Raw genomic sequence first — 17,899 nt, forward strand, 5'->3', positions numbered from 1 at the left:
GAGCTTATGCAGGATTTCTGACGGCGGTCTCAGCGTTTCGGTTGGCAGGTCAGACGATGACCTTGTCCTTGAGCTTCTGCGCCGCATGCTCGAGTGCCTTGATCACCTCGTCCTTGTCATAGTTGCGGATATTGGTGGTGTCCAGGTACATGGAAAAACCGGGCAGTTCATGCTCGACAAAGCTGGGCGCTGCGCCCAGGTCACGGCGCAAACCAACAACCTGATACACCTGCACTGGCTTGGAGAACCCCTTGACCATCACCTGACCCTTGTCACGGCACATGACCAGGTCCTTGACCAGCGCCCAGGTCTCGTGCGGTATCAGGATTTCTCCGGCTTCGGCTGCATTTTCCAGACGGCTCGCCAGATTCACTTCGCGCCCGATAATGGTGTAGTCCATGCGGTTGTCCGCACCGAAGTTACCGACAGTGCAATAGCCGGTGCTCAGGCCCATGCGGATTTCGAGCGGACGGGTAATGCCCTGGCTGCGCCATTGTTGTCGCAGTACTTTCATGTGCTTACGCATGGCGATTGCCATGGATACTGCCGCTTCAGCATCCTGCTTGGCACCCTGGGTGGCGGGATCACCAAAAAACACCATGACGCAGTCGCCGATGAACTTATCGATGGTGCCGCCGTACTGCAGCGCAATGCGTGACATTTCATTCAGGTAATTATTCAACAGGTCGGTCAGCGCCTCGGCCTCCATTTCCTCTGCCAGCTCGGTAAAGCCACGGATGTCGGAAAAAAACACCGTGAGCTTTTTGCGGCGGGTTTCCAGCGTGACCGATTGCTTGCCAGCGAATATCGATTCCCAGACCTGGGGCGAGAGATATTTGGACAGGTTACTCGCCAGCAGGCTGGTTTTCTCCTGCTCGGCGCTGATGACTTTTTGTGCCTGCTCCAGCTTGCGGCCCTGATGGTAAACGAAGGCAGCGACGATGACGGTAAAGGTCGCACCGCTGGCCAGGCTGGTGAAGTTCACCAGGGCTCCGCTGTACAATTCGGGCTGCGGCGAGGCAATGACAGACGTAATCAGCAATCCAACCACCGCCAGTAACCAGCTCGCCATAAGGTATAGAGGCCCACCAACGATGATGCTGGCGAGGCTCAAGAGCATGATGAATACCAGACTCGGTACGATGTTGAACTGGCATAGCGTGACGAATATGCCGGTATGCAGGCCGTCGAGAGCGAGCAGCGCAAGGCGACTGCGCAAACCCTCGATCCGCCGCAGCCGGTCTACCCCAAGTTGCGCAACATGGGGAAAGAGCAGCGCATAGACAACCACCGAGACGTTGAGTGTGGTGACGCCTTCTTCAATCGCTATCGCAATAAAGGTAATGGCCACGCACAGGTACGCCATGACTCTGGAATAGTATCCTTCCAGAGGCGGTCTGACAGGTTTCAGGCGCTTATGCATATTCATCGTCAGCGATTCCTTGGCCATCACGACGGCCGTGGCTGATCGTTGTTTCGAGACGCGTCCGCTAGAACGCGGGCCATGTCCCGGCTGATCAGCCCGGGGAGAATCCCAAGCGGATCATAATATGCAACTGTCTCGGTTGAAAGCCTTAGACGTTTTCGGGGAATGGCTGAGGCCGGCGCATTGACCGCCAGCCTGCCGGCGGGCTCAGGATGCTACGCGCTCGGTCTTGTAGACAGACTGGCGTGGGCGAGCAAAAACCCGTCGCATCATGGGCTCGAAGAATTCCAGCGGTTCGCTCTCATAATCAGGGTCGAACGCTGTCGCGTCGTACAGTGCGCAGAATTCGGCAGTGCGCTGGTAGAGCGGGTGATCCTTGAACTGGTCTCGCAGATGCCGGTCCATCCCCAGATGGTGGAAAAAGTAATACCCCTGGAAAACGCCGTGTTTTTCGACCATCCAGAGGTTTTCCTCGGATACGAATGGCTTGAGTATCGCGGCAGCAATATCCGGATGATTGAACGAGCCGAGCGTGTCGCCGATGTCATGCAGCAAGGCGCACACAACATATTCTTCATCGCGCCCGTCACGGTGCGCGCGGGTCGCAGTTTGCAAGGAATGCTCAAGGCGGTCGATCGGAAACCCGCCAAAATCGCCATCCAGCAATTTCAGGTGCGTCATGATCCGGTCCGGTAGCTCCCGGGCGAAGGATCTGAAGTGGCTGGAGATAAGATTCCAGTCTTCAGCTGTACCCTCTTGCATGGCGCGAAATGAGGCGCGTTGTTGATCCATCTCGAGATTCTCCGCAGGTTGGGTTTTCCCGATCATAGGGCTAGACGCGCTGACCGGACTGTCGCGCTGTGGACAATCTCAGAAACGGATGCGTCCGGTCAGGGCGTCACGGAGCATCACCCAGTCTCCCATGAAGCTGTAGAGCGGATACTGGAAGGTGGCGGGCTTGTTCTTCTCGAAAAAGAAATGTCCCACCCAGGCGAAGCCATAACCGGCGATCGGCAAGAGCAGTAGCAGGCCCCAACTACCGCTGACCAACGCATAGATCAAAACAGCCAGGACCAGTAGACTGCCAATGTAATGCAGGCGGCGGCTGGTGTCGTTGCTATGCTCGCTGAGGTAGAACGGGTAGAACTCGGCGAAAGAATCGAAGCGTTTGTGTTCTGCAGCGGGGTCAGGGTGTGGCTGTTGCATGGTGATGCCTCTTGTTGTGTTCATGGGCTAATCAGTTTTCAGTTTAACGGGGTGGATGTCCCATCCACATGGCCATTCGGGCCAAAGCTTTGCCCTTGGCCCGGTATTCAAGCGCGCGCCTTTCATCATGACTGCGCTACCCGGTGTTTACCTCGATCCGTCTGATCAGGAGTGACATGCTGACCGTTGAGCGAACCACATCTTCAAGCTGGGCGCATGCCATCGTCGATGCGTTGGCATTGGGGGGAGTAGACGGGCGCAGCCTGTTTGCCGAGTTGGGGCTCGATAGCGCTCTGCTGGACGACCCCGATGCGCGCATTGCACAGGACCAGATGACCCGGTTGTGGCAACTGGCGGTGTCGCGCTCCGGTAATCCGGCCATCGGGCTGAACATGGCGAAGGTGGTTCGCCCGGCGCATTTCAACGTTGTCGGGTATGCCTTGATGTCCAGCCGGACGCTGGCTGAAGGTTTTGGCAGGCTGGTGCGTTACCAGCGCATTCTCGGCGAGGCGGCAGCTCTGGCTCTGCAGGTCAGACCTGACAGTTACGCACTGGTGGTGTCCATTCACGGCGACCGCTTGCCGGTATCACCGCAGAGCCATGACGCAGCGCTTGCCTACGCGCTGGCGTTCTGCCGCTGGATGACCGGACGGGAAATTGTTCCGTTGAAGGCGCGTTTCGCCTATCCCGAGCCGGACGATGTCAGTGCTTACCAACAACTGTTCGCATGTCCGTTGGAGTTCGATGCGGGCGTTTACAGTCTGAGCTTTTCCCGCGAGGTGATCGAGCAGCCCCTGGCCACGGCCAATCCAGAGTTGGCGCGGATACATGATCGTCTGGCCACCGAATACCTGGCGCGCTTTGACGAGTCGCGGGTGAGCCATCTGGCGCGCCAGGCTTTATGCCGGTTATTGCCGCAGGGCGAACCGAAGCGTCAGGCGGTGGCCAACGTACTGCATATGAGCACGCGCACCTTGCAGCGTCGGCTCCAGGAGGAGGGCCACAGTTTTCAACAGCTGCTGGACGAAACACGGCGTGAACTGGCCCAGCAATATCTGGTGCAACCGAACCTGACCTTGCTGGAGATTGCCTATCTGCTGGGTTTCGCGGATCCGAGCAATTTCTTTCGTGCGTTCAAGCGCTGGTTCGGTATGCCGCCGGGGCAGTACCGGGCGCGCCACCTGGAAGAGAAGGAATTCTGATCGCGCTGTACCAACGCTTCAATAATCAGAGTCGGTTAGCCGACCGACAACCAGACCGAGGTAACGAATTGATGGACGCGTTAAAGGCATTGCATGAGCGAGTATCGGTACCGCGGCTCACCGGGCCGGTGCCTACCGCTGCTCAACGTGATGCCCTGTTCAAGGCGGCCCTGCGCGCACCGGATCATGCCTACCTGCGCCCCTGGCGGTTCCTTGTGGTCGAAGGCGAAGGGCTTGAGCGACTGGGTGAATTGTTTGGCCGGGCAGCCCTGGCGCAGACCCGGGATCTTTCGCCGGATACTCTGGCACGCTATCAGGGACTGCCCTTGCGTGCACCGCTGATGATCATTGCCATAGGACGCCATTTTGAGCACCCGAAAGTGCCGATGATCGAGCAGGACATGTCCTGCGGTGTCGCGGTGGGTAACATGTTGGTCGCTGCGCACGCGATGGGGTTGGGGGCGGTATGGCGTACGGGCGATCTGGCATACGATCCCATCGTGCGTGAGGGGCTGGGTCTGGCTGACGATGAGCTGATCGCAGCTTTCCTGTATGTGGGTTATCCCGCCGGGATGCGGAAGAACGTTCCCCATCTCGATATCGATGATTTCTTCCAGAGCTGGCCGGAAAGCTAGCTCTTGTCGAGCTGGATGACAGCTTCGAAGCCGTGGCCCTGGCTGTTGAACGATAGCGTTCCGGCATGCCGGGCAACGGCTCTTCGGGCGATGGCCAGACCCAGGCCGTGGCCGCTGTCGGCGGGCTGGTCAGGAACGCGTACGAAGGGCTCGCCCAGCTGCTCCAGCCATGCCTCGGGCACGCCTGACCCTTGATCCTGGACACTGATGCGAAAGCCGTCTCCGGTTGCCGCCAGGCGCACCCGGATGACGCCATCAGCGGGTGAAAAGCGCAGCGCATTGCGCAGCAAGTTATCCAGCGCTGCTGACAGCTGTTCACGCCAGCCGCGCAACGTTGCATGGGTGTGTCCTTCGATTTCCAGCGTCTGTTGGCCGTGTGCGGCAAAGCGCGCATCTTCCACGACGTCATGGACCATCTGGTCGAGATCAAAGTGCTCGGCGGGCAAGTCCTGCGTATCGAGGCGACTCAGCGTGAGGATGTCGTCGATCAGTCGGTCCAGGCGCGTGCACTCCTTATCCAGCCGTTGCCACAGCGGATCATCCGGACGCAACTCCTGTTTGCTGCCAATGGCCAGACCAAGACGCATGCGCGCCAGCGGCGAGCGCAGCTCATGGGAAATATCGCGCATCAGTTGACGCTGGCTGTCCAGCAGGCTCTGTACGCGGTCGCCCATGGTCTGAAAACGCCGTGCCAGATCACCGATCTCGTCACGGCGCTGTCCAATATGTTCCAGCGTGCTTGCATCGAAGCGCCCCTTTGCCAACTGCTGTGCCGCCTGGCCCAGGCGCTGCAGAGGCGCGGTCAGATACCGGCTGAGGGCGAGGCTGATGAGTGCCAGCATGGCCATCGCCAGAGTAATGTTGGCAATCAGCGCGAACGGGGTGCGCTGCCAGCGAAATAACTCCGGCGCCGGTATATTCAGAGTGAGCTGGTAATCTGCACTATTCGAATTCCAGGCCAGCTGAAAGATGCGGCCGTGGCGAAAACGGGCGGGTGGTTGTTGCCCTGGCAGGGATGTTTCGAACCGCGGCAGAGAGGGCAGGGTGCCAGGGAGCAGACTGAGCCCCTGGTCGTTGTACAGCTGCGCGCGTAGCCGGTGCTCCTGGCGCTGCGTCTCAAGCCAGTGCTGCGCTGCAGCGGGCCCTTCCTGTTCATAGGTGCCAATCAGTTGTTCGGCAAAGTCACGAAGTTGAGGGTGAAACTGCAGCAGGAGCCAGTCCTGCTGCAGTGCGCGGCTGACCAGAAAACCCGAGCCTCCGACCAGTAAAGTGGCGAGCCAGAGGACAGCGAAGACTTTCCAGAACAGCCGCATTGACTCAGTTATTCTCCGACTCTTTGGATTTTTTGTCGCCGTGCATTTTCTTCATCTTGTCGCGGTTTTCCTTGTGAATCTCCTCGAAACGCTGGCGCTGTTCGTCATTCAATACTTCGTCCATGCGCTCCTTGGATTCCTCGTGAATTTCGCGATGCTTTTCCATCTGCTCTTTCTTGATCTCGCGAAATTGCTCCTGTTGCTCCGGGGTCAGTTCCAGCTTTTCACTCAATCGCTCCATGTATCGATCCTGGTGCTCGCCGTTCTTGTCCGAGCCGGCAAACACTGAGCCCGACAGGCCGATGGTGATGGCGGTAACGCTGGCTAACAGTAAGTTTTTCATGGGTATATCTCCCGATTCGATGAATGGCCTGGTGGCCGGTAGAACAAGTGTAGGAGAAAACCTGTCAGCCAGAGCTTGAGGTGGGTAAAGGATGTGTAAAGAAACTGTAGCCTCGCTTGCCATCGAATCGATATGGCACTTGCAGCGTTCAGCTATACAGATAACCGCGACCTCGTATCGACTGGATGCGGGGGCGCCCGTCGGGGTGCATCCCCAGCTTGCGGCGCAGATTGCTCATATGCATATCCAGGCTACGGTCATAGGGCCCGAGTGGTTTGCCGAGGGTCTCGCGCGAAAGGGTTTGGCGATCGATCAACTGACCACTTCGTTCGAGTAGCGTGCGCAGGATGAGCGCTTCTGTCTGCGTCAGCGGTAACGGTTGATCGTTCTGCCAGGCCATGAGCGTGGCGGTGTCGAGGCGGATATCATCTACCTGCAGGCTATAGTTTTCCGGCGCAGCTGTCTGGCTACGTCGCAACAAGGCGCGCAAGCGCGCAACCAGCTCCCGTGGGTCGCACGGCTTGGGCAGATAATCATCGGCGCCCAGTTCAAGCCCCAGTATGCGATCGACAGGCTCGCCACGTGCGCTGAGCATCAGCAAGGGTGTATTACAGCTCTGGCGCAATGCGCGCAGCACCTCCAGGCCGGTCATGCCGGGAAGCATGACGTCCAGAATGATCGCTTCGAAGGCCTGGCTGCGCGCTATTTCAAGGCCGCCAGGCCCGTCATGTGCGCAGCTTAGCTGGAAGCCTTCGGCGGACAACCAGTCGACGAGCAATTCGCACAGCTCCTTGTCGTCGTCGATGATGAGTATCGAGTGCTCGCTCAATTCAACCACTCTCTGCGTCTGCGGCCTCCGCCTGCCTTGCCTGCAAGGAAGCCGAGCAAAAGACTGCCCGCGACGGTTGCCCCGCCGATCAAAAACCATTTCTGGCGCTGTTCTTCCATCAATGCGACGGCTTGCAGGTCGGTATTGTTTCGCTCTGCACGCAACGCCTGGTTTTCCTGCTCCAATTGCGCCAGCTGCTGGTGTGCACCGGATGCCAGTTCATCGGCCAGGCGCTGACGCTCGGCTTCAATGCGGGCCAGCTCGGCCTGCAATACACCCAGGTCCTGCTCGCTGGTCGCCATTTCGCTCTCGTCGACCTCGGCTGCCTCCTGTGCGAAAATTGAAGCGGGGAAACTCAGGCAGCACAGCAATAGCGCAGCCGGTAAAGGTCTCGGCATGTCAGACTCCTTGTCAGGCCGGCAATACGGGTTTGAATGGTTTCACAATCACCTGCTGATAGACCCCTGCGGCAACATAGGGATCGTCCTGAGCCCAGGCTTCGGCAGCCTGTAATGATTCGAACTCCGCGATAACCAGGCTCCCGCTGAAGCCCGCTGGACCCGGGTCGTTCGAATCGATCGCCGGGTGTGGCCCGGCCACCAGCAGCCGACCGCCAGCCTGCAATTGCTGCAGCCGCTCCAGGTGAGCGGGCCGCGCAGTGAGGCGAGCCTCAAGCGTCCCTGGAAAATCGCTGGCGATAATGGCGTAGAACATGAATGGTCCCTGCTTGATTTCAAAGACGGGTAACTTATGCCATTACATTAGGCGTTGTCAGCGTCCGGGACGCATAATAGCCAAATTATTCTGTACTGGAGATCAATTTGCTAGCTGACCTGCACATGCACAGTACTGCCTCTGATGGCAGTCTTGAGCCCGCCGAATTAATGCGCCGGGCAGCGGCGTCCGGCGTCGAGCTGGTAGCGCTGACTGATCACGACTGTCTCGACGGCCAACAGGTCGCCCAGGCAACCGCTGAGTCGCTGGGTATGCAATGGGTATCCGGTGTAGAGCTTTCTGCGCAGTGGCAGGGCCACACCTTGCACGTTCTGGGTTATGGCTTTGATCCGCAGGCACCCGGGCTGGTTGAAGCGATAGACAAGGTGCAGGAGGGTCGCTGGCGCCGCGCCGAACAAATCGCGCAGCGTCTGGCTGGCAAGAATATGCCGGGCGCTCTGGAAGGCGCATTGGCGGTGCAACGCAGCGCTGGTGCGGAGTTGCACAGCCCGCCGGCCCGGCCGCATTTTGCAGATTGGATGGTCAGTGCCGGGCATGTGCGCGATCGCGCCGAAGCCTTCCGCAAGTGGCTCGGGGCCGGCAAGCTGGGCGATATCAAGCAACACTGGCCGGAATTGGCCGAAGCGATTGAACCCATGCGCGCCGCAGGCGGGGTAGCCGTCATGGCGCATCCCTGGCAATACGGCTTCACCCGCTCACGCCTGCGGCGGCTGCTGCGCGACTTTGCCGAGGCGGGCGGCCGGGGCATTGAAGTTGTCAACGGCAAACAGCCACCGGAACAGGTCGCTTACCTGGCCAAACTCAGCATCGAGTTCGGCTTCTTTGCCAGTTGTGGCAGTGACTTCCATCATCCGGATTCGCCGTGGATGGCGCTCGGCAAGATGACGGCGATGCCTGACGATTGCACGCCGGTATGGGCTGACCCGTTGTTTTGCCGCTAAAATACAGGCAAAGCAACCCGGGCGACCGCTGAATCCGGATCCTGGGCAGCGTTATACAGGCAACCTGAACAACTGCTGCATCCAGGTGAAATTCCCGAACATCGACAGGACGGTACCGTGAGCCAGTATTTCCAGATTCATCCCGAGAATCCGCAGGTCAGGCTGGTGCGCCAGGCGGCTGAAATCATTCGTCAGGGCGGGGTGATTGCCTACCCCACTGATTCTGCCTATGCGTTAGGTTGCCATCTTGGCGACAAGGATGCGCTGGAGCGTATCCGGCGGCTCCGCCAGCTGGACGACAAGCACAATTTCACACTTGTCTGCCGGGATCTCTCCGAGCTGGGCGTTTATGCAAAGGTCGACAATGGCGTGTTTCGCCTGTTGAAGGCCAATACACCGGGCCCTTATACCTTCATCCTCAATGCCACCAACGAGGTGCCGCGCCGCTTGCTGCATCCGAAGCGGCGTACCATCGGCCTGCGCATCCCGGATCATCGCATCACGCTGGCCTTGCTCGAGGAGCTGGGCGAACCACTGATGAGCGTGACCCTGATGATGCCGGGCGACAACCTGCCGTTAACCGATCCGGAGATGATCCGCGATCGCCTCGGAAAACAGGTCGATCTGATCATTGATGGTGGCGCCTGTACTATCGAACCGACCACGGTAGTCGGCTTGCTTGATGGTGAGGTGGAAGTCCGCCGGGTGGGCCTCGGCGACCCCGAACCCTTCGGCGGCAGTCGTGGTTTTGAATGAGCAGGGCGGCACGAATCGGTGGCAATACGCGTATAATTTTGCCTGTTTCGTCATTGCATGAATGTATGAAAGTCCATCCTCTACCAGGAGTTCCCTTTGAGTTCTGTTGAATCCCAGCGCCGCGTGTTGTCTGGAATGCGTCCCACTGGCCGTCTGCACCTCGGCCACTATCACGGTGTACTGAAGAACTGGGTCAAGCTTCAGCATGAGTATGAATGTTTTTTCTTTGCTGCTGACTGGCATGCTCTGACGACTCATTACGAAACACCGCGGGATATCGAGCAGAGTATCTGGGACATGATGATCGACTGGCTGGCGGCAGGCGTCAGCGGAAACTCGGCGACACTGTTTGTCCAATCCCAGGTGCCCGAGCATGCAGAATTGCATTTGCTGCTTTCGATGGTCACGCCCGTCAGTTGGCTGGAGCGCATTCCTACCTATAAGGATCAACAGGAACGGTTGCGCGATCTGGATCTGGCCACCTATGGTTTTCTGGGTTATCCCTTGCTGCAAAGCGCCGATATTCTGATTTACCGCGCCGGACAGGTACCGGTGGGGGCTGATCAGGTTTCGCATGTCGAGTTTACCCGTGAGGTCGCGCGGCGTTTCAATCACCTGTACGGCAAGGAAGTGGGCTTTGCCGAGAAGGCCGAGGCAGCCGTCCACAAGATGGGCAAGAAGGCGGCCCGGTTATACGGGAATTTGCGCCGGGCTTATCAAGAGCAGGGCGATATCGAGGCGCTGGAAACCGCGCGTGCGCTGCTCAAGGAGCAGCAGAACATCACCCTTGGCGACAAGGAGCGACTGTTCGGTTATCTGGAAGGCGGCGGCAAGGTCATACTGCCCGAGCCCCAGGAGCTGCTGACCCCGGATTCGAAAATGCCCGGGCTGGATGGACACAAGATGTCCAAATCCTATGGCAACACCATCACTCTGCGCGATACAACAGATGAAATCGCCGAGAAGGTTCGCCGCATGCCGACCGATCCGGCCCGTGTGCGACGCAACGATCCCGGCGAACCCGAAATCTGTCCGCTGTACCAGTTTCATAAGGTTTACAGCGATGACACCACGCGTGACTGGGTTCAGAAGGGGTGCCGCAGCGCAGGCATCGGTTGCCTCGAGTGCAAACAACCGGTAATCGATGCCATCGCTGCCGAGCTTGCGCCGATGCAGCAGCGTGCCAACGAGTATGAATCCAACCCCGACGCGGTTCGCCTGATTATCAGCGAAGGCACCGAGCGGGCCCGGGACGCTGCGCGCGATACGCTCACTGAAGTGCGTCAGGCCATGGGCCTGCAATACCGGCAGTAACATGAGCGAGACCGAGCGCAAGCAGCCATCGTCCTCCGGGGAACGCCTCGAAACGGCGATGACTGATGCATCGCTTGCGCCCGGCACCCAGCATGAGCTGCCATTTGCCACGGTTTACGGTAAAGCGCTGACCGAGCTACCCCAGGATCTGTATATCCCGCCCGAGGCGCTCGAGGTGTTTCTCGAGGCCTTCGAGGGGCCACTTGATTTACTGCTCTATCTGATCCGAAAACAGAATATCGACATCCTCGACATTCCTGTCGCAGAGATCACACGGCAGTACATGGGCTATGTCGAGCTGATGAAAGTGGTACGGCTGGAACTTGCTGCTGAGTACCTGGTCATGGCTGCCATGCTGGCCGAGATCAAGTCGCGGCTGTTGTTACCGCGGCAGAAGGACGAGGAAGAGGACGATCATGATCCGCGGGCCGAGTTGATCCGGCGGCTGCAGGAATATGAGCGCTTCAAGCAGGCGGCGGAGGAGATCGATGGCCTGCCGCGGGTTGGCCGCGATATCGCACTGGCCAGTGCCGAGGCGCCAACTTATCAGTCCGCCAGAGCGCACCCGGAAATCACCATGCAGGAACTGATGCTCTCGCTGTCTGACGTATTGCGGCGAGCGGACATGTTCGAAAGCCATCAGGTCACCCGGGAACTGCTCTCGACCCGCGAACGGATGGCCGACGTGCTTGACCGGCTGCGTAGCGGACAGTTCATGCCCTTCGTTAGTCTGTTCAGCGTGAGCGAAGGGCGGCTCGGCGTAGTCGTAACCTTCATGGCGGTGCTGGAGTTGGCAAAAGAGCAGCTGGTTGAGCTGGTGCAGACCGAGCCGTTTGCGCCCATTCATGTCAAGGCGCGAGGTGAGGATGAAACAACCACCGCTTGAGCACATTCTTGAGGCAGCGATGCTGGCTGCCGGCAAGCCGTTATCGCTGGATCGCATGCGCGAATTGTTCGAAGAATCCGGGCGGCCAAGCACCCGGCAGCTGCAGAACGCCTTGGCGCGGCTGCAGGAGCAGTATCTGGGACGGGCCATCGAGTTAAAGGAAGTTGCAAGTGGCTGGCGCTTGCAGGTACGCGAAGCCTATTCGCCCTGGGTGAGTCGTCTCTGGGAAGAGCGGCCGCAGCGCTATTCCCGGGCGCTACTGGAGACGCTGTCGCTGATTGCCTATCGACAGCCGATTACCCGGGGTGAAATTGAAGATATCCGCGGCGTGGCGGTGAGCAGTCAGATCGTGAAAACCCTGATGGAGCGCGAATGGGTGCGTATCGTTGGCCATCGCGACGTGCCCGGCCGGCCGGCAATGTACGCGACAACCCGACAGTTCCTGGATTACTTCAACCTGGCCAGTCTGAGCGAGTTGCCCGCCCTGGCAGAATTGCGCGACCTGGATCAGGTTGAAGCGGGGTTATCGAATGTCGAGGAGCCAGAGGCCGGTTCGGACGAACAGATGCCATGGCTACCAGTCGAGCCGCTGGCCCCTCTGGATAGTGCCGCCGGGGAAACCGGCTTTCACGCCTTGCTTGACGAGCTCAATTCAATGGAATCGAACATCAAAACCGACTTCAATGACCTGAAAGTTGATGGTAGTGATAAGGACTCGCCTGATTCCGATGAGCGCTAGCGCGTAACGGCCTGGCGGTGCTATTCTCCCGCTCTCTGTTTCCTATTCGATACACACCGGGAGGTGCCTCATGACAGACAAGACAGACGATTCCTCTATCCCCGTTTCCGGGGAAAAACTCCAGAAAGTACTCGCCCGTATGGGCCTGGCGTCCCGCCGCGAAGCCGAAAGCTGGATTCAGGCTGGCCGTGTGAACGTCAATGGACAGCCGGCTACGCTGGGTTGCCGGGTAGATGGCCTCGACCAGATCAGCGTAGACGGTCGCCCGCTGCGCCGTGACCTGACCACCGAAGTGTCGCGCCGGGTGCTGATTTATAACAAGCCTGAAGGCGAGGTCTGCACCCGGGATGATCCGGAAGGTCGTCCTACGGTGTTTGAACAGCTGCCACGCTTGAAGCAGGGCCGTTGGGTCAACGTCGGCCGCCTCGATATCAATACGACAGGCCTGTTGCTCTTCACCACTGATGGCGAATTGGCCAACCGGTTGATGCATCCGTCCTATCAGATGGACCGCGAGTATGCCGTCAGGGTCATGGGCGAAGTCGACGAGGATATGATCGAGCGGCTGAAGGAAGGCGTCATGCTTGACGACGGACCGGCCAAATTCACTGACGTGGTCTCGTCCGGTGGGGAAGGGATCAACCGCTGGTTCCACGTTTGCCTGCTGGAAGGGCGCAACCGCGAAGTGCGTCGTCTCTGGGAATCGCAGGGTGTGCGGGTCAACCGCCTCAAACGTGTGCGCTTCGGGCCGGTATTTCTCGGTGCCGAGCTGCCCGTTGGCCGCTGGCGCGAAATGAAACAGAACGAGATCGATACGCTTAGCGAAGAGGTCGGGCTCAAGCCGGTTGCATTGCCGGTAATGAAAACCAGCGAGAAGGAAAAGCAGAAGCGTCAGGCGCGCAAGCCGTCAATGCACCAGGCGCGGACCATTCGCCGTACCAAGGTGCCGCACGGACGCAGTTAGTGTCGAAACGCCGGACCGCCAGCGGGTCCGGCAAGCCGACTGGTGGTATTCAGCAACAGACTACGCAATTTCTTCCATTCTGCTTGGCTCGATATAGCTGCTGATCGCAACGGTCCAGCAATGCTTCTCCGCTTTCATTTTCCCGCAGCATCGCTACCCCAGCGCTGATCGTCATGCGCAGCCGCTCGTCCTTTATCTCGAAGTGCATCGCTTCAATGGCCAGCCGGATCCGCTCCGCTACCTGTGCTGCCGCGCTGCAGTCGGTGTCGCCCAGTATCACCAGGAATTCCTCTCCGCCGAACCGGAACAGGTTGTCGACCGAGCGCAGGCAGCCATGCATGCATTCGACCACAGCCTTCAACGCCAGGTCGCCGCCAGCATGTCCGTAGCGGTCGTTGATTGCCTTGAAGTGGTCGATGTCCATGATGATCATGGCCAGCGGTCGGGCATGACCCGCTGCGGCCGGAATCTCACGTTCCATCGCATGTCTGAGCGCAAAGCGATTGCCTGCGCCGGTGAGGCTGTCACTGAGCGCACGCTGCATGGCCTGGTGATACAGCAGGGCATTGCGCAGCGGGTAGAGCAGGATGCCCATCAGGCTTTCGATCTGCGCCAGTTCGGCGCCGTCGAACCGTTTCGAGCGGCTGAATTGTATGTCGCCAAGATACTCACCGGCGTGGGTGATCCGGTAGTTGCAACGATGGGTAGCGGCTTTGCCGTTTTGCAGAAGAATATTGTGAGCAGCGTGAGTGAAACGCAGCTCATCCAGTGCCATATGTTCGGCTAGTTGAGCGAAGAACATGCTCAGGACGCGATCGAGCTCGAGACTGGTCTGTAGCATCTGGGCGAGTCGTTGCTGCAGGGCAGGCAGGTCAGTGATCCGCGGGCGTGGCGCAGCCACTCGGTGGACGGCCGACGGCAATCCGAGCTTCAGGCGCGCTGAATCGAAATCGATGGTATTGCCCAGGGTGGACGACATTACAGATCCCTTATATGTTGGTCAGGATGTTTTCAGCAGGAATCGTGCCAATAATATATATCGTTATATATCAGATAGATAGGGCTGTCGTGGCGAGCTCCGGCAAGCCGGACGGCAGCTTCTTGCCGCCCGGAACGGCAGACGCGGGATCTTGCCGCAAGCGTGCCAGAATAGTAACTATTGTGCGTCCAGTGCCTGTCCATTGATGGTTTTGCTGTCGGGACCAAGCAGATAGAGAAACACGGGCATGATCTCTGCAGGTTCCGGGTTTTTTTCCGGGGCTTCGCCAGGGTAAGCCGCAGCGCGCATTGACGTCCGGGTAGCGCCGGGATTGATGCTGTTTGCGCGGATCGTGCTGGTGCCGTCCTGCTCGTCGGCAAACACCTGCATCAGGCCCTCCAGGGCAAACTTGCTGACTGCGTAGGGCCCCCAGTAGGCGCGGCCCTTGCGGCCGACGCTGGACGATACAAACACAACAGAGGCGTCCGGCGCTGCGCGCAGCAAGGGCATCATTGCCTTGGTCAGCACGAAGGGTGCGTTGACGTTGACCTGCATAAGCTGAAGCCAGGCCTCCGTCTTGACGCTATCCAGTGGTGTACGTGGGCCAAGGAGCCCGGCGTTGTGCACCAGGCCGTCGAGCTTGCCGAATGTGTCGAACAGCTGATCAGCCAGGTCATCGAAATCCTTTTCCACCGCGGTTTCCAGATTTAGCGGGCAGATCGCTGGCTGCGGGTGACCCGCAGCTTCAATTTCGTCGTATACCTCTTCCAGTTTGGACAGCGTACGGCCCACCAGCACCACCGAGGCGCCATGGGCAGCGCAGCTCAGCGCACAGGCGCGGCCGATGCCATCGCCAGCACCGGTGACCAGAATGACGCGGTCCTTCAGCAGGCCGGCTGGTGCGTTGTAATCAAACATGAAAGGTCTCCTGCGAGCGCAGCCGTTCCAGCCATGGGCGTAGGTCAGCTGCGGTATGAATACTGTGGGTGGCCTGCCAGTTCTCGGGGTCGTCGCCCACTGGCAGATAACCATAAAGCGCCGCAACGGTGGGCATTCCGGCGGCGCGGCCGGCCTGGATGTCACGCAAATGATCGCCGACAAATACCGATTGCTCGGGTTTGACGCCCATTTGCGTACAGGCTTTGAGCAAGGGCTCGGGATGCGGCTTGCTGCGCGTCACCTGATCAGGACAGACCAGGCTTTGACAGCGATCCGACAATTCCAGAGCTTCAAGTAAAGGAATACTGAAGCGGCTCAGCTTGTTGGTTACCACGCCCCAGGGCAAGCCTTCGTCATCCAGCCAGTCAAGCAGCGGCTCGATGCCGGGAAAGGGGCGCGTGAACACCGCGAGGTCGCGTTGATAACGCTGGAGAAAATCCTCGCGCAGATCATCAAAGCCCGTTGCGTCAGGCTGTATGTTGAATGCAGCGCAGAGCATGCCAACCGAACCGTTGGATACCGTCGGGCGCACCAGATCAGGATCGGCTGGTGCCAGGTTGCGGTCCGCGCGCATGGCCTGGATGATCGACATGAAGTCCCCTGCGGTATCGAGCAGGGTGCCGTCGAGGTCGAACAGAACGCTGGTGAGCATGTATCAGGCTCCGCGCTGGGTGTGGATCATGTAATTGACATCTACGCTGCGTTCCAGCTTGTAGGTCTTGAAAAGGGGGTTGTAGCCCAGCCCGGTAATGTCCTGCACGTCCAGTCCGGCTTGCCGTGACCAGGCCCCGAGTTCGGCCGGTCGAATAAACTTGGCGAACTCGTGGGTGCCACGCGGCAACAGGCGCAGTACATATTCGGCGCCGACAATGGCGAAGGCGAAGGACTTCGGGTTGCGATTAATGGTCGAGAAGAATACGTGCCCGCCCGGCTTGACCAGCGTGGCGCAGGCGCGGATCACTGAAGACGGATCCGGCACGTGCTCAAGCATCTCCAGGCAGGTAACGATGTCGAAGCGGCCGGGATGCTGTTCGGCCATCTGTTCGGCCGTGCATTGCTCGTAATCAACCTCCACACCGGACTCGAGCTTGTGCAGGCTGGCTACGGCCAGGGGCGCTTCGCCCATATCTATCCCGGTCACCTTGGCCCCACGCAGCGCCATTGCCTCGGCAAGAATCCCGCCGCCGCAACCGACATCCAGTACCTCCTTGCCAGCCAGCCCGACCTTCTGGTCGATCCAGTTGGTGCGAAGCGGGTTGATCTCATGCAGCGGCTTGAACTCGCTGTTGCGGTCCCACCAGCGGCTGGCCAGGGCTTCGAATTTGGCGATTTCAGCCCGATCGACGTTAAGCGTCATTTTGTTTCCCTCGTTGAATCTTGCGTGCCCATTCCTGCGCTTCGGCAAGCAGTCTGGTCTGGTCGATACCCAGTAGCTTGCCGTCGCGGACCTTCTCCGCGCCGGCCACCCAGACGTCGGATACATGGCTGGCGTTGCAGCTATAAAGCAGCTGCGACAATGGGTTATGAACGGGTTGCTGGTCGAGACCCGATAGGTCGACAGCAATCATGTCTGCGGCTTTGCCAGGCTCCAGGGATCCGGTTTCGTCGCCCATGCATAGCGCCTGGGCGCCACCCAGCGTCGCCATGCGCAGGGCGGTATGGGCATCCATCGCCGTCGGTTGGCCTGACACTCCTTTGGCCAGCAGTGAAGCAGTGCGCATCTCACCAAGCATATCCAGATCGTTATTGCTGGCGGCACCATCAGTACCGAGCGCTACATTTATGCCGGCATCAAGCATGCGCTGCACCGGGCTGAAGCCGCTGGCAAGCTTGAGATTGGATTCAGGGCAGTGAATTACGCTCACGCCGAGATCGCTGATCAGCTCGAGATCCTCATCGCTGATCTGGGTCATGTGTACAGCCTGCAATCTGGGCGTCAGCAGGTTCAATTGGTGCAGCCGTTGCAGTGGCCGCAAGCCGGTCTGGCGCACGGAGTCTTCGATCTCCACGGCGGATTCGTGGATATGCATATGCACCGGCAGATCCAGCTCGTCGGCCAGGGTGCGAATCCGGGTCAGCGTCGCGTCGCCTACGGTGTAGGGTGCATGGGGTCCGAAGGCAATATTGACCAACTGGCTGTGTTTGACCTCGTCGTGCAGTCGCAGCCCCTTGGCTATACCTTCATCGCTGTTCTTCGCGCCGGGAATCGGATTGTCGATGACCGGAAAGGCCACCTGCGCGCGGATTCCGTACTCGAGCGCCACGCTGGCAGCGATCTCGGGATAGAAGTACATATCGACAAAACAGGTCGTCCCGCCGCGCAGCATTTCAGCTATGGCCAATTCAGTGCCGCAGCGCACGAAGGCTTCATTGACCCACTGGGCTTCGGCCGGCCAAATGTGGTCGTTAAGCCAGTCCATAAGCGGCAGATCGTCGGCCATGCCGCGCAACAGACTCATCGCAGCGTGGCCGTGGGCATTGATCAAGCCGGGTATCAGCAGGCGGTCGGGCAGGTCGCGTCGCTCCGCGACTTTCAGATCGAGCGTCGCGCTGACCGGGACGATACCGGCGATTCGGCCTTGATGTACGGCGATGGCGTGGTTTTCGAGCACCAGGCCAGAGGGCACCACGGGCACGATCCAGCGCGGCGTGATCAGCAGGTCGATCGCGTCGGGCAGTGAAGTCATTAACA

At 59.3% G+C, this 17,899-nt stretch carries 20 protein-coding genes and 1 pseudogene; 8 read left to right on the forward strand and 13 right to left on the reverse strand.

Annotated features, from left to right (window positions below; translation table 11 throughout):
* Positions 1–49: 49 nt before the first annotated feature.
* From G3M63_RS11810 to G3M63_RS11820, 3 genes are all read right to left on the reverse strand, one after another.
* Positions 50–1,429, reverse strand: a complete 1,380-nt coding sequence (locus tag G3M63_RS11810) for an adenylate/guanylate cyclase domain-containing protein (RefSeq protein ID WP_163983253.1) — start codon at positions 1,427–1,429, stop codon at positions 50–52.
* A gap of 204 nt (positions 1,430–1,633) precedes the next feature.
* Positions 1,634–2,218 carry an HD domain-containing protein gene (locus G3M63_RS11815; RefSeq protein ID WP_163983254.1) on the reverse strand — a complete coding sequence of 195 codons (585 nt, stop codon included), beginning with the start codon at positions 2,216–2,218 and terminating at the stop codon, positions 1,634–1,636.
* A 78-nt stretch (positions 2,219–2,296) separates the two neighbouring features.
* Positions 2,297–2,632, reverse strand: a complete 336-nt coding sequence (locus G3M63_RS11820) for an Mpo1-like protein (RefSeq protein WP_163984253.1) — start codon at positions 2,630–2,632, stop codon at positions 2,297–2,299.
* A 176-nt stretch (positions 2,633–2,808) separates the two neighbouring features.
* Here G3M63_RS11820 and G3M63_RS11825 point away from each other — a divergent pair, with 176 nt between their 5' ends.
* On the forward strand, positions 2,809–3,834 hold the full coding sequence (locus tag G3M63_RS11825; RefSeq protein WP_163983255.1) for an AraC family transcriptional regulator: 1,026 nt from the start codon (positions 2,809–2,811) through the stop codon (positions 3,832–3,834).
* Between the two features lie 71 nt (positions 3,835–3,905).
* Positions 3,906–4,469 (forward strand): nitroreductase, encoded by a 564-nt coding sequence (locus G3M63_RS11830; RefSeq protein WP_163983256.1) that lies wholly within the window; start codon positions 3,906–3,908, stop codon positions 4,467–4,469.
* On the opposite strand, the gene G3M63_RS11835 is transcribed toward G3M63_RS11830, so the two are convergent.
* The 5 genes from G3M63_RS11835 to G3M63_RS11855 form a co-directional block, all read right to left on the reverse strand.
* A complete protein-coding gene (locus G3M63_RS11835; protein WP_163983257.1) occupies positions 4,466–5,782 on the reverse strand; it encodes a HAMP domain-containing sensor histidine kinase in 1,317 nt (438 codons plus the stop codon). The two genes, G3M63_RS11830 and G3M63_RS11835, sit on opposite strands and share 4 nt — an antisense overlap.
* A 4-nt stretch (positions 5,783–5,786) precedes the next feature.
* A complete protein-coding gene (locus G3M63_RS11840) occupies positions 5,787–6,125 on the reverse strand; it encodes a Spy/CpxP family protein refolding chaperone (protein ID WP_150301019.1) in 339 nt (112 codons plus the stop codon).
* Between the two features lie 148 nt (positions 6,126–6,273).
* Positions 6,274–6,963 (reverse strand): response regulator, encoded by a 690-nt coding sequence (locus G3M63_RS11845; protein ID WP_371923450.1) that lies wholly within the window; start codon positions 6,961–6,963, stop codon positions 6,274–6,276.
* On the reverse strand, positions 6,951–7,352 hold the full coding sequence (locus tag G3M63_RS11850) for a hypothetical protein (RefSeq protein WP_163983258.1): 402 nt from the start codon (positions 7,350–7,352) through the stop codon (positions 6,951–6,953). Before G3M63_RS11850 ends, G3M63_RS11845 begins: the two co-directional genes overlap by 13 nt.
* 13 nt (positions 7,353–7,365) lie before the next feature.
* On the reverse strand, positions 7,366–7,668 hold the full coding sequence (locus tag G3M63_RS11855) for a YciI family protein (protein ID WP_150301017.1): 303 nt from the start codon (positions 7,666–7,668) through the stop codon (positions 7,366–7,368).
* Between the two features lie 107 nt (positions 7,669–7,775).
* Between G3M63_RS11855 and G3M63_RS11860 the strand changes: the two genes are divergently transcribed.
* From G3M63_RS11860 to rluB, 6 genes and pseudogenes are all read left to right on the forward strand, one after another.
* Positions 7,776–8,630, forward strand: coding sequence for a PHP domain-containing protein (locus G3M63_RS11860; RefSeq protein ID WP_150301016.1), 855 nt, complete (start codon positions 7,776–7,778; stop codon positions 8,628–8,630).
* A 117-nt stretch (positions 8,631–8,747) separates the two neighbouring features.
* Positions 8,748–9,386 (forward strand): L-threonylcarbamoyladenylate synthase, encoded by a 639-nt coding sequence (locus tag G3M63_RS11865; RefSeq protein ID WP_150301015.1) that lies wholly within the window; start codon positions 8,748–8,750, stop codon positions 9,384–9,386.
* Positions 9,387–9,482: 96 nt separating this feature from the next.
* Positions 9,483–10,700, forward strand: a complete 1,218-nt coding sequence (locus tag G3M63_RS11870) for a tryptophan--tRNA ligase (protein WP_178100972.1) — start codon at positions 9,483–9,485, stop codon at positions 10,698–10,700.
* Between the two features lie 58 nt (positions 10,701–10,758).
* On the forward strand, positions 10,759–11,586 hold the full coding sequence (locus G3M63_RS11875) for a ScpA family protein (RefSeq protein ID WP_371923584.1): 828 nt from the start codon (positions 10,759–10,761) through the stop codon (positions 11,584–11,586).
* Positions 11,567–12,325, forward strand: coding sequence for an SMC-Scp complex subunit ScpB (gene scpB / locus G3M63_RS11880; RefSeq protein WP_163983260.1), 759 nt, complete (start codon positions 11,567–11,569; stop codon positions 12,323–12,325). Before G3M63_RS11875 ends, scpB begins: the two co-directional genes overlap by 20 nt.
* A 70-nt stretch (positions 12,326–12,395) precedes the next feature.
* Positions 12,396–13,271, forward strand: a pseudogene (gene rluB / locus G3M63_RS11885) (23S rRNA pseudouridine(2605) synthase RluB); the annotation flags it as partial.
* Between the two features lie 67 nt (positions 13,272–13,338).
* Here rluB and G3M63_RS11890 read toward each other — a convergent pair.
* The 5 genes from G3M63_RS11890 to G3M63_RS11910 form a co-directional block, all read right to left on the reverse strand.
* Positions 13,339–14,268, reverse strand: coding sequence for a GGDEF domain-containing protein (locus G3M63_RS11890; RefSeq protein WP_163983261.1), 930 nt, complete (start codon positions 14,266–14,268; stop codon positions 13,339–13,341).
* A gap of 177 nt (positions 14,269–14,445) precedes the next feature.
* Positions 14,446–15,186, reverse strand: a complete 741-nt coding sequence (locus G3M63_RS11895; protein WP_163983262.1) for a YciK family oxidoreductase — start codon at positions 15,184–15,186, stop codon at positions 14,446–14,448.
* Positions 15,179–15,859 (reverse strand): HAD family hydrolase, encoded by a 681-nt coding sequence (locus G3M63_RS11900; protein ID WP_163983263.1) that lies wholly within the window; start codon positions 15,857–15,859, stop codon positions 15,179–15,181. The genes G3M63_RS11895 and G3M63_RS11900 overlap by 8 nt, the downstream gene beginning before the upstream one ends.
* A 3-nt stretch (positions 15,860–15,862) precedes the next feature.
* Positions 15,863–16,564, reverse strand: coding sequence for a bifunctional 2-polyprenyl-6-hydroxyphenol methylase/3-demethylubiquinol 3-O-methyltransferase UbiG (ubiG, locus tag G3M63_RS11905; RefSeq protein ID WP_150301008.1), 702 nt, complete (start codon positions 16,562–16,564; stop codon positions 15,863–15,865).
* Entirely contained in the window at positions 16,554–17,894 is a 1,341-nt protein-coding gene (locus tag G3M63_RS11910; RefSeq protein ID WP_163983264.1) for a TRZ/ATZ family hydrolase, read from the reverse strand. Before G3M63_RS11910 ends, ubiG begins: the two co-directional genes overlap by 11 nt.
* Positions 17,895–17,899: the final 5 nt, after the last annotated feature.

Source organism: Pseudomonas sp. OIL-1, from assembly GCF_010669185.1.
Taxonomy (GTDB): Bacteria; Pseudomonadota; Gammaproteobacteria; order Pseudomonadales; family Pseudomonadaceae; genus Halopseudomonas; species Halopseudomonas profundi.

Excerpts from the sequence above, each read along its gene's own strand:
- G3M63_RS11825 (WP_163983255.1), top strand. The coding sequence starts at position 2,809 with ATGCTGACCGTTGAGCGAACCACATCTTCAAGCTGGGCGCATGCCATC.
- G3M63_RS11820 (WP_163984253.1), bottom strand. The coding sequence starts at position 2,632 with ATGCAACAGCCACACCCTGACCCCGCTGCAGAACACAAACGCTTCGAT.
- G3M63_RS11855 (WP_150301017.1), bottom strand. The coding sequence starts at position 7,668 with ATGTTCTACGCCATTATCGCCAGCGATTTTCCAGGGACGCTTGAGGCT.
- G3M63_RS11840 (WP_150301019.1), bottom strand. The coding sequence starts at position 6,125 with ATGAAAAACTTACTGTTAGCCAGCGTTACCGCCATCACCATCGGCCTG.
- G3M63_RS11850 (WP_163983258.1), bottom strand. The coding sequence starts at position 7,352 with ATGCCGAGACCTTTACCGGCTGCGCTATTGCTGTGCTGCCTGAGTTTC.
- G3M63_RS11810 (WP_163983253.1), bottom strand. The coding sequence starts at position 1,429 with ATGAATATGCATAAGCGCCTGAAACCTGTCAGACCGCCTCTGGAAGGA.
- G3M63_RS11900 (WP_163983263.1), bottom strand. The coding sequence starts at position 15,859 with ATGCTCACCAGCGTTCTGTTCGACCTCGACGGCACCCTGCTCGATACC.
- G3M63_RS11890 (WP_163983261.1), bottom strand. The coding sequence starts at position 14,268 with ATGTCGTCCACCCTGGGCAATACCATCGATTTCGATTCAGCGCGCCTG.
- scpB (WP_163983260.1), top strand. The coding sequence starts at position 11,567 with ATGAAACAACCACCGCTTGAGCACATTCTTGAGGCAGCGATGCTGGCT.
- G3M63_RS11875 (WP_371923584.1), top strand. The coding sequence starts at position 10,759 with ATGACTGATGCATCGCTTGCGCCCGGCACCCAGCATGAGCTGCCATTT.
- G3M63_RS11815 (WP_163983254.1), bottom strand. The coding sequence starts at position 2,218 with ATGGATCAACAACGCGCCTCATTTCGCGCCATGCAAGAGGGTACAGCT.
- ubiG (WP_150301008.1), bottom strand. The coding sequence starts at position 16,564 with ATGACGCTTAACGTCGATCGGGCTGAAATCGCCAAATTCGAAGCCCTG.
- G3M63_RS11830 (WP_163983256.1), top strand. The coding sequence starts at position 3,906 with ATGGACGCGTTAAAGGCATTGCATGAGCGAGTATCGGTACCGCGGCTC.
- G3M63_RS11910 (WP_163983264.1), bottom strand. The coding sequence starts at position 17,894 with ATGACTTCACTGCCCGACGCGATCGACCTGCTGATCACGCCGCGCTGG.
- G3M63_RS11895 (WP_163983262.1), bottom strand. The coding sequence starts at position 15,186 with ATGTTTGATTACAACGCACCAGCCGGCCTGCTGAAGGACCGCGTCATT.
- G3M63_RS11835 (WP_163983257.1), bottom strand. The coding sequence starts at position 5,782 with ATGCGGCTGTTCTGGAAAGTCTTCGCTGTCCTCTGGCTCGCCACTTTA.